The following is a 16,159-nucleotide window of genomic DNA, read 5'->3' on the forward strand; positions in this document are numbered from 1 at the left end:
TCCAGCTTAGGGGAGACGCAACACAAAGAGGCCGGTGACTGGTTGGTCCCGGCCTCTTTGTGTTGACTGTTACGTACGCTCTACTCCTTGATGTACTTCTTACCTTCGCCCTTGATAAAGTCGAGCAACTGCTTGACGGGCGCTGACGGAGCTCCCTTGGTAATCAGCAGAATCGGGCTGTTGGCTTCAGGTGACGGCTTGATCCCTTTTACTGTGTCATCCACCATGCCGAGCGGATCTATTCCTATTGCTCCGGGGTTGCTGGTTACACTTTCTTTGATCCCCTTGTAATCTGTTGTCTCCAGATGTTCTGAGGTGATCTTTTCATTGTCCAGGATCACCTTGGTAAAGAGGGCGTTTTGGCCGGGAGAGTTCTTGCCCCAGATCACCAGCACCGGCTCGTCGTTTCCGCCCACCTCTTTCCAGTTGGTGATCTTGCCGGTGAAGAGCCCCTTCATCTGATCTTTATTCAGATTGGCTACCTTGTTGGCCGGGTTTACCAGCACAACGGTCTTGTTCGTGCCGACCTCAACAGGCTGTAATGCTGCCTTGTCAATCTTGACCCCGTCTTTTCCTGCTCCGGCAATCATGCCGTCAAGGCCGACTGCTGTTACCGCCACTTCAACCTGTCCGCTCCAAAGCTGCTTTAGTCCGTCTTTCGGGGTGCTCTGCAGGAGGATCAGATTGTGGCCGGTTGACTTTTCAAATGCGTCTTTGATTGGCGCAAAGACCGTGGCGATGGAAGCACCGCCGCCACCGAGCTTGATTTCGGCTGAAAAGGCCAGTGATGCGGAAAGCAGTACTGATACGGCGGTTAACAGGGGAAGAATTCTACGCATTAAAAACTCCTTTGGCTTATGGTGTTATTTCCGGGCCTGCAGAAAATCGAGCAGCTTCTTGACCTTGGGTGATGGTGCCCCCTTGGTAATGAGGGTGATCGGCCGGGCAACTTCTGGTGTTTCCGGGGAGCGCACGGTCGCATTAACGATTGCCTGGGGTCCGATGCCGATCGCTTCGGGATTGGCTGCGATGTTCTGGCGGATATCCTCGGCAGTAGTTGCCGTAATCACGTCGGTTGTCGGCTTGGCGCCGGCCATTATATGCTTGACGAACATGGAATTGGTGCCCTGGGTGAGTCCACCCCAGACAACCAGAATTGGCGCATCCTTACCCCCGACATCTTTCCAGTTGTTGATCTTGCCGGAAAAGATGTCCGTCAACTGTTCCTTGCTGAGCTTTGTCACCGGATTGTCCTTATGCACGATGACAATCACGCGATCCTTGCCGATGACCACCGCCTGGTATGTCGTTGGATCCGATATTGTCACCCCCTCCTTTTTCAGGAGCGCCAGCCAGTCGTCCATGGAGAGCCCGGCAGCTGCAGCGTCAACACTCCCGCGGTCCAGATCAATGAACGCCTGTTTGGGGCCGCTGGCAAGGATTGTGAGATTGATTCCCGTTGCTTTCTCAAAGGCGGATTTAGACGGTTTGAGAACGTTTTCCGTGGGTGCGGCTCCGGCACCTATTTTCAACTCTTCCGCCAGTAAGGGCGAGGAAATGAACAACATAGAAACGCAGCAAAGAACGATTTTGTTAAGCATGGGTTAAGCTCCTTTCTCTTCGGATGCGTACGTTCTACAGCTTGAACCAGCCGACCATCTGCTGCAGGTCTGCAGCAAGGCGGGCGAAATTGTCGGATGTTCCCTTGATCTCGGTGACCGATACGGTCAGCTGGCGCGTGATATCATTGATCCCGACCATGGTTCGGTTGACCCCGTCGGCAGTGGCAGACTGTTCTTCAGTGGCGGTAGCTATGGTCTGGACCATGTCAAAGACCTGCTCTACATGGGTTACAATCTGGCCCATTGACTGCAGGGTGTTGTCGATGTGCTGGATAATGCCGTCAATGGACTCCCGCTCTTTCTTCATTACGGTAACCGAAGACTGCACCTCTTCCCGCATTTCTTTCACGGTACGGCCGATCTCTTCGGAGGAATCTATAGTGCGGTGCGCAAGCTGACGGACGCTGTCGGCGACAACGGCAAAACCGCGTCCCATATCTCCGGCCCGAGCGGCTTCTATTGAGGCGTTCAGGGCCAGCAGATTGGTCTGGTCGGCAATGTCTTTGATCATCTCCACGATCTCGTCGATCGCTTCCGACTTGACCCCCAAAGCTTCGGTCTTTTCCGCTGATTGCCGGACGACATCGGCAAAGGCAAACAGCTCTTTCGAAGTGCTGTCCAACGCCTTCTGTCCTGCCTGGGCGATCTGCTTCATTTTGCCGGCCGAATCGGCTGTGTTCATGGCATTGCCTGAGACATCCTGAATGGTCTGGACCATCTCGGTCATGGCAGTGACTGTGGTTTCGATGCCGCTGGTCTGGACGTGCGAGTTTTTCTCCAGTTCGTTGGCCGTAGCCGAGAGTTCCTCGGAACTGCTGGCCACGGTTGCGGTAGAGTCGCTGATTTTGGTTACCATTTGCCGCAGATTGTGGACCATTTTGTCCATGGCCGCCTGTACCTGGCCAAACTCATCGTTTCCTTTCTTGATGTCGCTGATATGCAGGTTCCCATCGGCAACACTGTCCGCAACCGTTACCAGCGTTGTGAGCGGCCGGATTACGGAGCGGAATCCCCAGATCCCGAAGAATGTGCCGATGATTGCTGCCACAGAGCCGATCACAATAAGCAGGGTGATGCTGGTCGCTACCATCTTGTTTACGGATGCGATCGCTTTTTCCTGGTCGCCTTTGGCTGCAGTTACCGTTTCTTTTCCTTTTTCGCCCTGTTTGACAACAATTTCACGAAGTTTGTCGCCAATTTTTACGGCCTGATCTTCGGCGTTAAGGTGCGTCTTGAGTGTGGCAATGATCCCGTTTGCGGCAAAAAGCTCACTGCGGATACCGGTCAGGGTCCCTTGTACACCCCGTAGGATCTTCAGCTCTTGCGAAACACCGATCTTTTTCATTGAATCGTCAAGATTTTTGGTAAGTTTTTCGGCCTTGCCAAAGACAGCAGTTATCTCCGGCGCCAGCTTGTCGATGTCGGCGACGCTTTCCAGGGTGAAGAGCTTGGTGGTCAGCCCTTCAAGGGACATCCCGAGAGAGACCAGTTCGGAATTGTTCATCAGGATGCTGTTGGCGACATTTGACTGAGTGAATATCGTCCCCTGCTTTTTCGATTCGATTCCGAACTTTTCATTGGCCAGGGAAGCTTCCTGATCGAGAGTGAGAAAGAGGGTATTGACCTTCTCGAATGTTTCTTTTCCTGCAGCCGTTGCCTTTCCTCTGGCCTCATCGGTCTTTTGCGACAGGGCCGCGCTTTGCAGCTTTGCAACCTCTTCAATCTTGGCCGAAATCGCTTTACAGTCTGCAGCTATTGTGTCGTTTTCCTGCAGGTATTCGTTTTTTGAGATCTTCAGGTTGGCGGCATTCAGTTTCCCCTTGGCAATCAGCACGACAGTGTTTCTCTGGGCGTTCTGTATCTCCAGGAGGACCAGCTGCAGATCTTTTACCAGGTTACGCAACTCCTCTACGCTTCGCAACTTGCCGGAAAACTGCCCGGTATCCCGTAGTGCGGCAGCAAAAGAGTTGGTCCGGCCGGTCTGGAGAATGCGAATCCTCTGGTCCAGTTCCTTCAGGCGGCTCGATGATTCTTTAAGGCGCTGGGCCACTTTCAGGCTCGCGTTATTGGCGGCAGTTTCCGAGGCAAGCTTGTTGGCAACTACGGTAAATAGTTCCTGGGCAATCTTGTTCAGTTCTTTGTGTGTTTCCAGTTTGTTGCCGGACATCTCCTCCAACGACAGTTCTGCGTTTTTGACACTGTTCAGAGATTTTTCCGCTTCGGCCCGGAATGTCTGATACTCCTGCATGGTGCGGGCGGCATTAACCTTGACCAGATCAGTGGTGGCCCCCTGAAGCTCTTTCTGGAACTCGACCGTGCGCATCTGGTAAGGGGTGCTCTTCTGGGTCAGATAGGAGAGTTTCCCTTTGATGAAGTTCATGCCGAAGACACTGGTGATGACAATGGTCCAGACTGCCACTGCCCCGATGACCATGTTGAGGATGAGCTTGGTTTTTATCTTCATAAGGCCTCTGATAAAAATGCGTGGCTTTGACCCGACAGGTCGCATGCAATCCGAGGGGAAGGAATCCGCCCGGATTGTGCAGGAATGGCGGATAAAGTTATCTAGCTTTATCGGCATGCAGCGCGGCGACTTGAACATTTATTCGGCTATATGTCGCGACAATAGGACGGATAGGGATCCGCTGGGGAGTGAAATCTCTGAGGAGAACTACTGGTCTGTATTCCCGAAGTCAGGAAGTCATATGTGGAAATCTTCAGCCGGTATTGGCCTGCTGAACAGATACCCTTGGGCGATATGGCAATGATTGGCGCGCAGGTATTCCAATTGGTCACTGGTTTCGACGCCCTCTGCCACTACCCGCATGTTGAGGCAGTTAGCCATGCTGATGATGGTGCTTACAATCATGGCGTTGTTCTGGTCTTCCGGCAGGGTGGCGATGAAAGACCGATCGATTTTCAGCTCGCTGATCGGCATCTTGCGGAGATAGCAGAGCGACGAGTAGCCGGTGCCGAAATCGTCGAGAGAGAGTGCGATGCCGAGTTTCCGGAGCTTGGTCAAGGTGTCGATGGTATCGGCGACATCTTTCATGACGATACTCTCAGTCAGTTCCAGGCAGAGATATTCCGGATCGATTTCCGTTTCCGCAATAATGTCGGCCACTTTTTCCGCAAAACCTGGGGAATGAAATTGCAATGCCGTTACGTTCACGGACATCATGAAGGGTGGGTGGCCGGACCTGTTCCACTGGCGTAGCTGGTTGCAGGCTGTTCGTAGTGCCCACTCGCCAACCTGTATAATAAGGCCGGACTCTTCCAGGGCCGGTATGAATGCTCCGGGCGGTACCAGCGGCTCGCCTTCCGGTTGCCACCGGATGAGCGCTTCAACCCCCTTTATCTCTGTCGTACCGATATCCATCTGCGGCTGATAGTGCAGAATGAATTCGTTTTTCTCCAAAGCGCGGCGCAATCTGGTCTGGAGTGTTATCCAGTCAGTTGATCTGGCGGTAATTTCGGAACTGTAAATCCTGCAGCTGTTTTGGCCCTGTTCCTTGGCCCTTGACATGGCGATATCGGCCTTTTTCAGAAGTTCGTCGATTGTGTTGCCATCGGCCGGCCAGCAGGAGAGCCCCATACTGGCGGTAATAAGAAGCTCCTCTCCTTTAATGTCGAACGGTGCGGCAAAGGCCGATCTTATGCTTTTAACCACCTCTTCCTGGTTTTCTGATGACGGTTGCGCGCTATAGGTTGTTAAAAAGGCGAATTCATCGCCGCCGAGACGTGCCAGCACGCTGCTGCCGGTAAACTTAGCTCCCAACCGTTCGGCAACCTCCATGAGCAGCTGGTCCCCGGATTCGTGATCAAACGATTCCTTGATCGCCTTGAAATTGTCGAGGTCTATCAATCCCAGGCAGCCGGCAGCTCCCTGATCTAGTATCTGGCCGCAATGATCCTTGAACAGCTTCCTGTTGGGGAGACCGGTCAAAGAATCCCGGTCTTGATGGTTGCTAAGCTCTTGCTGCAGGTTGCTGTTGTACTCCGACTCCCGTTTGAGTTCCTCCGACCTGGCCAGCATCTTGAATGCCAGCTGTTCGAGAGCGCCGAGTTCCCGAATCGGTTTTGACACATAGTCCCATGCGCCGCGCTTCATCGACTCAACCGCATCCTGAAGCATCCCGGCTCCGGATACTACTATGACCGGCGTGTACGGACTCTCCTGATGCATCACCGGGATGATTTCCAGACCGTGAACTTTAGGCATGCAGAGATCGGCAAAGACAATGTCGGGCTTGTGGTTGCGAAATGCCTCCAGCCCCTCATGACCGTCAGATGCTTCAATAACAGTAAAGCCGCTGTCTTCGAAATAATCAGCTATGCTTTTCCTGAGCCCGGTCTCGTCTTCGATGGTAAGCAGGGTCAGCCCGTTTTTTCGTTCCTGAATTCCCAAGTTCATAATCGTACCTTTACTTTTCCCGCTCAAGAGGTAACAGCACCTTGAAACAGCTCCCTTCGCCAGGAGCTGTTTCCACCGATATCTGGCCATTATGGTTGTTTACTACGAGTGAGTAGGCAACCGAAAGACCCAGGCCGGCTCCGTTTCCTACCCCTCGCGTAGTAAAAAATGGTTCAAATATACGCGGAATGAGCTCACCTTTTATCCCTGAGCCGTTGTCTTCTATCTCTAGCAGGGCATAGCGATTCTGTATTCTTGTACGAATAACGATCCTTGGTGTTCTGTCTGGATAGTTATCCGCTACTGCCTGTGCGGCATTTTTCATCAGGTTGAAAATCACCTGTTCAATCTCTTGCGAGTTGGCAGGTACTTTAGGGAGCTCGGCATAATCACGGGCAATATCGATGTTGGGGAAATTATATTTCTTTTTGAGGGTATAATCGGCGGCAGCCAGGGAAATGGCTTTGTCTGCGATTTCCGACAGTGTGGACATCTCCGCTATGGAGGGGCTTTTCTGGCTAAAGGTGAGCAGATTGGCAACAATGTCGGCCGCCTTGTTCACTGAAGAATCGATGTGCTGAATCATCTCGATAATCCCGCGGCGGTCCATATATTCCCGGACCTTCAGAAATTCAATCCCGATATCGGCGGCGGCCATTTCGTTCGCATGCAGGCCGGGGGATACCCTGCGGATGATATTCTGGGCATTCTGAAGGATCGCGCCGAGCGGATTGTTCAGTTCATGTGCTGTCCCTGCGGCAAGGCCGCCGACAGTCATCATCTTCTCCGTCTGTACCATCATCTCCTGAAGACGCTTGCGTTCGGTAATATCCTGCCCGACGCAGAGTATTTCTCTGAGGGTCCCGTGTTCGTCCAAAGAGGCTTTGTTGGCCCAGGAAATACGGACTCTTTCCCCCCCTTTTTTGATATTGTCATTTTCATTCAGCGCATATTTTTCCGGATTGGTGCAGATACCGTTGATCATCTCTGCCAAGCTTTGGCCGGCGGTATCTTCATCGGGGACAATGGTCCCGACCACATAGCGACCGATGAGCTCATCTCCCGTATAGCCGAAAAACCGCTGGGCAAACTCGTTGAAATATGTGACTCGGCCATTGGTATCCATTCTGAGGATGATGCTGTTGACGTTTTCCACCAGTTCCCGGTATTTTCTCTCGCTTTGCTTCAGGGCCAGTTCGGTTTCGGTCTGTTCAATGGCAATGCTGGCAAAATGGGCGGCTGACTCGATGAGGTTAATCTCATCAGGGCCGGGTGACCGCTGTTCGCGATGATAGATGGCAAAGGTTCCGAGCAGCTTACCGGTGGATGAGAGAATAGGCTCGGACCAGCAGGATCTGAGGCCGGCTTCGCGTGCGGGGAGGAAGTTCCGCCAGTAAGGGTGTGTGTCGATATCATCAACTAACACCCGTTCGAGCAGAAAGGCAGAGGTTCCGCAGGAGCCGATCCCTTTGCCGATGCGGGTTCCGTTAACCGCTTTGATGTATTCGTCGGGAAGGCTTGGGGCCGAACCATGAAACAGTCTGGTCCCTTCTTTGTTGGCCAGCAGTATGGAACATAATGCCCCTTGTTTTTCGCGCTCCACTGCCATTGTGATAACGTCGAGAATGTCCGCAAGCGGTCTGCCTTTGGCGATATGCTCAAGGATTTCGGATCGTGAGCGTTCGCGGGTCTCGCTATGTTTTTTTTCGGTAATGTCGAGAATGGACCCCACAAGCCCTTCCGAGCCGTACCGGTCGGAAAATCTCGATTTGTAAAATATCACATCACGGATGGCTCCATCCGCGTCCATCATCCTGGATTCATATTGTTGGATTGTGCCGGGCGGGGAGTTGAATAGCTTATTGTCGCTCACCCTGTATTGATCTGCTATCTCGGGCGGGGCAACATCGTAAACGGTCTTGCCCACCAGAGCGTCCCTGGATATGCCGAGATACGTTTCAAATGCCTTGTTGCAGCCGAGGTATCTGCCATCAAGATCCTTGTAAAAGACAGGGTTCGGCATGGAATCGATCAGTTCCTGCAGGAAATCCAATGCCCGTTTCTGAACCGCAGCGGTACGTCTGCCCGACAGGATGATCAGAAAATACAGTATGGAGCAGATCGTTACGACGGCTAACATTGCTCCGGCAACGTTTCTGCGGAGTTCGTCATAATGGGCAAGGAAGATGTCCTTTTTTACCCCCACATACAATACCCCGATAGTTTTCCCTTCAGGATTTACTATGGGGTCGTAGGCGGTAAAATACGGTTTGCCGAGTATGGTTGCCTCACCACGATATGGTTTAGCGTTCTTGAAAATGGCGTCGTAGGCATCACCGACCAATCTGGTACCGACAGCGCGAGTTCCATTGTCTTTGAGGACATTAGTGGAAACCCGGATATCTCCCATGAATATTGTGGCCGTACCACCGAAGATCTGTTGTATTTTGTCCGGCAGTTCATAATTGCCGTTGATCAGGTAGTCGCCGGCATACATTTTCCCATCCGCTAATCTGACCGGTGTCCCTTTTTGCCGCAGAAACTCCCAGAACGTCTTGATGCAGCGTTCCATTTCTAGCCGGGATTGGATCTCGGCTTCCCGGTATATTTGCTGAAGGGAAAAGATTGCAGCAAACATGGCCGTGGCTGCAACAGCCAAAACAGTCATGATTATTATTCTGCAGGGCAACTTCATCGGCATTCCTTTTTAAGAAAGCGGCAAGGGGATGAACTCAAACTCCACTGCCGAGGATTTCAAAGGTTCATCCCGTCTTAGAGTCATGGATTAACGCTGGAATAACCCTGACTGGAAAGCCCTGTCATGCCGCCAGCTTGAACTGTTCCACCTGCGAACGGAGCTCTTCGGCCAAGCGGGCCAGTTCGGCCGCTGCAGCTGATGATTCCTGAGAACCATTGGCGGTCAATTGGACAACTGATGCGATTTGCTGAATATTGTTGGTGATTTCGCCGGTAGTTGCGGTTTGCTCTTCTGCGGCGGTTGCAATCTGGTTCACCTGCATGGAGAGCGAGCCAATCTGGTCAAGGATATTCTGCAGCGCCTCTCCGGACCGTGCTGCTTCAGAGGTGCCGGTCTCCACCTCTTTGACACCTTCGACCATGGCCAGAACCGCTCCCTTTGTCTCTTGCTGGATGGTTTTGATTGTTTGGGCAATCTGCTTGGTAGCGCTGGTGGTTCTTTCGGCAAGAGCCCTGACTTCATCGGCAACCACTGCGAATCCTCTCCCCTGTTCACCTGCCCGGGCCGCTTCTATGGCGGCGTTCAGGGCCAGCAGATTGGTCTGGTCCGCGATATCCTCGATGGTTCCGACTATCTCGCCGATTTCTTCCGAGCGGGCGCCGAGCGCCTCCACTTTCTGAGCGGAATCCTTGACTCGATCGGAAATCAGGCTCATGACCGAAATGGTGTGCTGCACGATCTCCGAACTGGTCAGGGCGGCCTGGTTGACCTTCCCGGCGTTGTCTGCCGCAACATGGCAGTTGCGGGCGATATCAGAGGTTGTGGCCGCCATTTCGTCACTTGCTGTTGCCACGGTCTGGGTCTGTGCGGCAACCTGCTCGGTGCCGGTGGCGATCTGTTCAGACGTGGAATGGAGTTGATTGGCTGCAGAGGCGACGTCAATACCGCTTTGTGCGACAAGCGCAATGGTCTGGTTCAGTTTCTCAGCCATGATATTGACTTCGGCAGCCAGAAGCCCCATTTCATCGCGGGTATTGATGTTGCAGCGAGTACTCAGGTTTCCCGCGGCCAGGTCTTTCATGGCCTCAAACACTACATGCAGCGGACCGGCAACTGATCTTGCAATGAAAAAACCGAGCAGGCAGGCACCGAAGAGAGAAACGGCAATAATGGCTATCATGGTGGCCAGAGAGCGCTTATATGCTGCGGTGTAGGCATTGTACATCTCAGCCCCATTCTTGATATTTTCGGCAACAAGTTTGGAGACGGTCTCGGCCGGCTGGTTGTACAGGGGGGTCAACAACCCCTGTCCCGTATTTGATGGCTTCGGCAAGTGCATTGGCATTATTCGCCGCATGGGCGGCCAGGAGCATCTCCCCGAGCTTGGTCCCGGTGGTTACATACTGTTCGAACCCATCCTTAAAGACAGTCATTCCGTCTTTTTCATGGGTGGTTAGCTTGTGGCTCTGGAATTTTTTCAGTGAATCCCGGACCGCAGAGGTCTTGGCGGTAAAGTCGGTCCATTTCTCCCTGAGCTTTACCTCATCCTTAAGCGCCATCATGTAGACCAGATCCAGCCGCATTGTCAGGAAATCACTCTTCATCTGCCCCAGAAGCGCAGTCTGCTCCATGCTGTTATTGGACTCGGCCAGGCTCTGATTGGCGCTGCGCATCCCCAATAGCCCCACTGCTCCTACTACCGCCAGAGCCAGGCAGGCAGAGACAACAAGGACCATAAGCTTGGTTCTGACCTGAAAATCGCTCCACTTTTTCATTTTTTCTTCCTCCGTTGCTTGCTGATATTGTTTTGATTAATTGATGAGACCCGAGGTCGGAAACATTGGTTAATGTCTTGGTTTATCCAAAAGAATGTTCAGCACAGATGGTGCCTGTCTTTAAAATGGTAAAATGTGTAGTGAAATAAGGTAGATATCTACTGTGGGGTAAACTGCCTCCCCTGTCAACGTTGTTGCTGTTACAGCGGGCAAATATAGGCATTCTAATAATGTTAAGGGGTTAAGAAAAATTGCGGGGCGCAACAGAGTTGCCTGAGCAACAATGTTGACAGGAGAGGTTGGCAGGAAAGGTCAGCTGGTTTTTTTACGGTTGAGAATCTTGTTCAGCCCCTGACGTGTTATCCCCAGGTAGCGGGCAGCAACACCCTGATTGCCGTCAGCCAGTTGCAGGGCCTTGCAAATCAGCGCCTCTTCGGCCTCCTTGAGTGTCGGCATGCGGTCACTCGATGCCGGGATCAAGGCGATAGTCTCATCCGGATTGATAAGTTCCGACCCTTGCTCTGCTCCCATCGCACTGATGAAATTGTCCTTGGGGAGCGGGCCGTGCTTGTGCCTGGCTACGGCATCGTATGCCATTGACTTGAGTTCGCGGACATTGCCTGGGAAATCATAGGTATTCAAGTACCGGTAGAGCTCCGGAGGTATGGAGGGATTCGGTTTGTCCATGGCTGCTGCTGCATCTGCGACAAAATTCTCGAGCAGAAACGGGATATCCCCCTTGCGGCTGGCGAGCGGGGGTATCTGGACATGGTGCGTGCAGAGCCGGTAGTAAAGGTCCTGGCGAAAACGCCCTTCCTTGACCATGGCAGACAGTTCCCGGTTGGTGGCGGCAATAATCCGGGCGCTGCTCTTTCGAGGGGTGTCGGAACCGAGGGGGAAATATTCCTGCTCCTGGAGGAGCCGCAACAACCTGACCTGTGATGTCTCGGTCAGTTCGCCGATTTCGTCGAGGAAGAGGGTGCCGTTCGTTGCCTGGACGATCATCCCTTCCCGCGGCCGGTCGGCGCCGGTGAAGGCCCCTTTGAGATGACCGAACAGGGTATCCGAGAACATCTGGTCATCCAGTCCGCCCAGGTTCAGGGCAACGAACTGACCCTTCCTGTCGCTCGCCTTGTGGATGGCTCCTGCGATCAACTCCTTGCCGGTTCCGGTTTGACCGCTGATCAAAATCGGCTGACTGCTCGGGGCTATCGCTTCGATATACTGGAATATCCTGGTCATGCCTGCATCTTTGGTAATGATGGCACTGAAGGCGTCCTGATGGAGGAGTCTTCCGTCCAGGATTCGATCTCTGAGGGCTGCGACCTCACTACGGAGTTCCCTGGTTTCCAGAGCCTTTTTGGCGATGATCTCCAGTTCCGGGAGTTCTCTCACCGGCTTGGATACGAAGTCAAAAGCCCCCATCTTCACGGCTTTGATGGCATCGGCAATCACGCCTATTCCGGAAATTACCACTACCGGCGTTTCCGGGCTTTCCTGCTTCACTGTCGAAAGCAGCGCAAATCCGTCGAGCCCGGGCATCCGGAGGTCGGTAAAAACAATGTCCGGTCGATGAGTTCTGAAGATATCCAGTCCGTCACAGCCGTTCGTCGCCTTCAGGACCCGGAAGCCGCAATCTTCGAAAAATGCGGCAAAGCTGCATAAAACAGCAAATTCGTCGTCAATTATTAATATTGTATCCACTGCGCTTTCCTTGATTTGTCCGGAAAATTTGAATCGGCCCAATTCTGCGCTATTTTAGGCAACGCTTCAACCACTTTCAGGCTGATGTTGCATGAACCAGGCAAGAACAGCCTCAACTGTTTGGGCACCGCCAAGTTCCGCCACCGGCTTGCCGTTGCGCACCAGCACCAGGAGCGGAATCCCTCTGACGCCGAACCTTGCGGGGAGAATCCGGTTCTCTTCGGTATTGATCTGGACAACTGCCGCCTTACCCGCCAGCCTGGCCGCTATCGTTCGCACCGCCGGTGCGAATGAGACGCAGTGCGGTCACCAAGGTGCCCAGAACTCGGCAAGCACCGGGCCGGGATAGTTTGCGAGGAATTCATGGAAATCTTTATCGGTCAGCTGTTGCGGGTGACAGTAGCTGGGGGGCAGGGGACTTTGGCAGTTTCCGCACCGCCCATTTTTGCCTTCCTTGTCGATGGGAATCCGGTTTGCCGTGCCGCAGGACGGACAGGTGACAGTACAGTCTGACATTGTATCCTCCTCGGTCGGCATGGAATTGATGTGTAGAAACTAATTATAGCATCTTTGAAGCTGATTGCCATAGTTGCGACTGAACTCCCTGGAAACAGCAATGGCCGCCACTGGCGGCCATTGCTGTTTCGATTACCGGTATTGCCGGGCTTACCCGACCGTAACCTCGATTTTCCGCGGCTTGGCCACTTCCGCCTTCGGTATCCGCAGAGTCAGGATCCCGTTGATGTATTCTGCTTTGGCCTTTTCATGGTCGAGGCTCTCAGGAATGGTGAACTGGCGATAATAGGGAGCCAGTTCAAACTCCGTATAGGCCGGACGCCCCGGCATGCTGTGATCGACCGGCGCGCTGATGGTCAGAATCCCCTTTTCCACATTCACGTCCAGCGCCCCCTTGTTGGCGCCCGGAAGGTCGGCCGTAAGGGTCAGTCCTTCCTCGGTCTCGATGATATTGACTGCCGGACGGATATATTTTTCATTGGACCTGGTTTCTTCACGGGTCTGGACCGCTCTGTCCTCGTTTCTTTCGGTAATGCCGTTCGCTGCCATGTTGATGACCTCCTTTCCGTTGCTGTCAAGATTATTGACGATCACTCCGCTCAGGCTGGTTTGATCTCGATCTTCCGGGGCTTGGCATGTTCGGCCTTGGCCAGCGTAATCAGCATAAGGCCGTCTTTGCACTGGGCGCTGATCTTGTTCGGATCGATGTCAACCGGGAGTTCCAGCGTTCGGGAAAACTTCCCGGAGCCGAGCTCGGACCGGTGCACTATCTGTCCGTCCATTTCGACAAAAGGTTTGCGCTCGCCGCTGATGGTTACGGTGTTCCGCATAACCGAGAGATCGATCTCCTTTGGGTCGACTCCCGGAGCCAGCGCCTCGATGTAGACCTGCCCTTCGTCCTCGCTGAAGTTTACCTGAGGAAAACGGCGGCTTGTTACCGGCGAAAGGAACGTTGGTCCAAACGGTCGATTGTGCCCAGCACCGCGAAAAGCTTCATCGATCTCTTTCCTCAGATTGTCCAGTTCCTTGAATACATCCCAGCTTGCCATATGGATTACCTCCTTTCGTTTGTTCTCTCTGAGCAATAGATAAGTATCGACCTGTTGAATGTCAAGGGTGTCAGGCGATGGCACGGTTCGATTGCGGCCGGTGATAATTACGTTATGATTGATCGGGTAATCACAAGGTAAAGGAGATCAAATATGCAGAAATACGTGTGCACCATTTGCCAGTACATCTACGACCCTGCTGTTGGCGATCCCGGCAGCGGTGTGGCTCCGGGAACATCTTTCGAGGATCTGCCGGAAGGGTGGGTCTGTCCGGTATGCGGAGTAGGGAAAGAGCTGTTCGAGCCGGCCTGATCCGGCAACTGACGGGTAACGGCCGGCCTGGAAAGTCAGGCCGGCCGGGTGAACAACCTTCCGGCAGCGGCCAGCTGTTCCGGGGATCCCAGGAGCAGCACGATATCGTCGGGTTTTAGTTCCCAGACCGGATCGGGGTTCGGGATCACCTCGCTTTTTCTCTTTATGACCAGGACCGTGGCTCCGGACATGCTTCTGATCGTCCCCTTGCTGAGGCTCTCGCCTGCCAGCAGCGATCCATGGCCGACCTTGAATGTGGCGATCTCCGCCCCGGCCAGGTAACCGCTGATCCCCACCGCATGACTGTGACGCCGGCTGACGCTCCGGAGCATGCCGTAGCCGTCGCGGCGAACCTCCGAGATGTGCTGTTCGATCTCGTCCTGGGGCACGAGAAGGGTCCGGAGCACCCTGGAGAGGATCTCCACAGAGGTCTCGAACTCTTCCGGGATCACCTCATTAACCCCCAGACGGTAGAGTGGCTCAACTTCCAGCAGATATCGGGTCCGGGCGATTATATGGATGCTCGGATTCATCTGCCTTGCCTGGGCCGCAATGCGGCGGCTGGCAGCGGCATCGGAGATGGCAATGACCAGCATCTTGGCCTGGGCGATCCGGCCGTGCTCCAGCACCTCCGGCTGCGAGGCATCGCCGAAAATTATTTTCTCCCCCCGTTTCCGTTCGCTGCTGATGGTGAATGGGTTGGTGTCGACGATGAGGTGGGGAATTTCCAGGTTTTTGAGCACCTTGGCCAGGTTGCGGCCATTCAGGCCGTACCCGGCAATGAGGACATGGCCGGACAGCCGGCTCCGTCTTTCCCGTCCGGCCAGCGCGTTATTGCCTCTGGTCAGCCAGGAAGGAAGCCGCCTGATTGCAAACGTTGCCAGGGGGTTGGCAAGGCGAAGGCAGAGCGGGGTCAGTGCCATGGTCGCTATGGATGCGGCCAGGAAAAGCTGGTAAAGGTCGGGTGACATGAGCCCGTATTTGAGGCCGGTCTGGGAGAGGACAAAGGAGAATTCGCCGATCTGGGCCAGGGCAAGGCCCGAAAGGATGGCGACGCGCAAGGGGAGACCGATGGCCCGGGCCGCAGAGACGGCCACCAGGACCTTTACCAGGATGATCGTCACAACTGTGCCGGCAACGAGCAGGGGGTATTTCAGCAGTACCGCCGGGTCCAGCAGCATTCCCACGGAGAGGAAGAACAGGCTCATGAAGGCGTCGCGGAACGGGATGATGTCGCCCAGCACCTGCTGGCTGTATTCGGATTCCGAGATCGCCAGCCCGGCGATGAATGCCCCGAGCGCCAGCGACAACCCTGCCTCGGCAGTAAGCCATGCGGTGCCGAAACCGATGAAGATGACGGTCAGAATGAACAGTTCCCGGCTGCGGGCGCTTACTACCTGGCGCAGGATCCAGGGGATCAGGTAGCGGGCGCCATAGTGAGCGGCCACTACCACTGCCGCCGCTTTGAGCATCATCAGCAGGATGTCGGCGCCACCCTTGCCGCTCCCCCCCAAAAGGGGGGTGAGCAGCATCAACGGCACTACGCAAAGGTCCTGGAATATCAATATGCCGAGCGTGGTCTTGCCGTGCGGGGTATCCATCTCCCCGCCATCAAGCAAGAGTTTCATGATGATGGCCGTGCTGGAAAGTGCGGCAAGAAAGCCGAAAAATATCGCCTGTTCGATGGAATAGCCGCAGGCCGCTCCGATGGCGGCAATGGCGGCGATGGTCAGGGCTGTTTGCAGCCCGCCGCCGAGAAATACCATCTGCCGGATCCGCATCAGTTCCTTGAGCGAAAACTCGATGCCGATGGTGAACAGGAGGAGCACGACCCCGATCTCAGCCATCTGTTCAACCTGATGGCTGCTTTTTACCAGAGCCAGGGCATGGGGGCCGGCGATCATGCCGGCGGCCAGGAACCCTATGATCGAGGGGAGCGCCAGCCTCCGCACGAGCAGGACGGTCAGAATGGCCAGGCCGAAAAGTATTTCCAGGTCAAACAGGACAGCCATAGTAGCATCCGGTCGCGTTGAATTGAGGAGGCCCGCTTGTCAAGCCTCATCGGGTGT

Annotated in this window: 13 protein-coding genes; 1 reads left to right on the forward strand and 12 read right to left on the reverse strand. The window is 54.2% G+C overall.

What is annotated here, in order from left to right; all coding sequences use genetic code 11:
- Positions 1-80: 80 nt before the first annotated feature.
- From OR1_RS04495 to OR1_RS04545, 11 genes are all read right to left on the reverse strand, one after another.
- The gene (locus OR1_RS04495; RefSeq protein WP_041970272.1) at positions 81-839 is read right to left on the reverse strand and encodes a substrate-binding domain-containing protein; all 759 of its coding nucleotides are present in this window, start codon (positions 837-839) and stop codon (positions 81-83) included.
- A 24-nt stretch (positions 840-863) separates the two neighbouring features.
- Entirely contained in the window at positions 864-1,601 is a 738-nt protein-coding gene (locus tag OR1_RS04500) for a substrate-binding domain-containing protein (protein WP_041970274.1), read from the reverse strand.
- A gap of 34 nt (positions 1,602-1,635) precedes the next feature.
- The gene (locus tag OR1_RS04505) at positions 1,636-4,086 is read right to left on the reverse strand and encodes a methyl-accepting chemotaxis protein (protein ID WP_041970275.1); all 2,451 of its coding nucleotides are present in this window, start codon (positions 4,084-4,086) and stop codon (positions 1,636-1,638) included.
- A gap of 237 nt (positions 4,087-4,323) precedes the next feature.
- The gene (locus OR1_RS04510; protein ID WP_041970276.1) at positions 4,324-6,036 is read right to left on the reverse strand and encodes an EAL domain-containing protein; all 1,713 of its coding nucleotides are present in this window, start codon (positions 6,034-6,036) and stop codon (positions 4,324-4,326) included.
- A gap of 10 nt (positions 6,037-6,046) precedes the next feature.
- Positions 6,047-8,731, reverse strand: coding sequence for a PAS domain S-box protein (locus OR1_RS20580; protein WP_052440254.1), 2,685 nt, complete (start codon positions 8,729-8,731; stop codon positions 6,047-6,049).
- Between the two features lie 124 nt (positions 8,732-8,855).
- On the reverse strand, positions 8,856-10,037 hold the full coding sequence (locus OR1_RS04525) for a methyl-accepting chemotaxis protein (protein WP_370543327.1): 1,182 nt from the start codon (positions 10,035-10,037) through the stop codon (positions 8,856-8,858).
- The gene (locus OR1_RS23210; RefSeq protein WP_082002801.1) at positions 9,961-10,509 is read right to left on the reverse strand and encodes an MCP four helix bundle domain-containing protein; all 549 of its coding nucleotides are present in this window, start codon (positions 10,507-10,509) and stop codon (positions 9,961-9,963) included. Before OR1_RS23210 ends, OR1_RS04525 begins: the two co-directional genes overlap by 77 nt.
- A 312-nt stretch (positions 10,510-10,821) precedes the next feature.
- The gene (locus OR1_RS04530) at positions 10,822-12,213 is read right to left on the reverse strand and encodes a sigma-54 dependent transcriptional regulator (RefSeq protein ID WP_237754224.1); all 1,392 of its coding nucleotides are present in this window, start codon (positions 12,211-12,213) and stop codon (positions 10,822-10,824) included.
- Positions 12,214-12,279: 66 nt separating this feature from the next.
- Complete coding sequence (locus tag OR1_RS04535; protein ID WP_082002802.1) at positions 12,280-12,729, reverse strand: co-chaperone YbbN; 450 nt, start codon at positions 12,727-12,729, stop codon at positions 12,280-12,282.
- A gap of 150 nt (positions 12,730-12,879) precedes the next feature.
- Positions 12,880-13,278, reverse strand: coding sequence for an Hsp20/alpha crystallin family protein (locus tag OR1_RS04540; protein WP_041970445.1), 399 nt, complete (start codon positions 13,276-13,278; stop codon positions 12,880-12,882).
- Between the two features lie 50 nt (positions 13,279-13,328).
- Entirely contained in the window at positions 13,329-13,778 is a 450-nt protein-coding gene (locus OR1_RS04545; RefSeq protein WP_041970278.1) for an Hsp20/alpha crystallin family protein, read from the reverse strand.
- Positions 13,779-13,931: 153 nt separating this feature from the next.
- On the opposite strand from OR1_RS04545, the gene rd reads away from it, so the two are divergent.
- Entirely contained in the window at positions 13,932-14,090 is a 159-nt protein-coding gene (gene rd / locus OR1_RS04550) for a rubredoxin (protein WP_041970280.1), read from the forward strand.
- A 35-nt stretch (positions 14,091-14,125) separates the two neighbouring features.
- Here the strand turns inward: rd and OR1_RS04555 are convergent, their stop codons facing one another.
- Positions 14,126-16,102, reverse strand: coding sequence for a monovalent cation:proton antiporter family protein (locus tag OR1_RS04555; RefSeq protein ID WP_041970281.1), 1,977 nt, complete (start codon positions 16,100-16,102; stop codon positions 14,126-14,128).
- Positions 16,103-16,159 lie beyond the last annotated feature (57 nt).

Origin of the sequence: Geobacter sp. OR-1, from assembly GCF_000813145.1 — a bacterium.
GTDB lineage: Bacteria > Desulfobacterota > Desulfuromonadia > Geobacterales > DSM-12255 > Geoanaerobacter.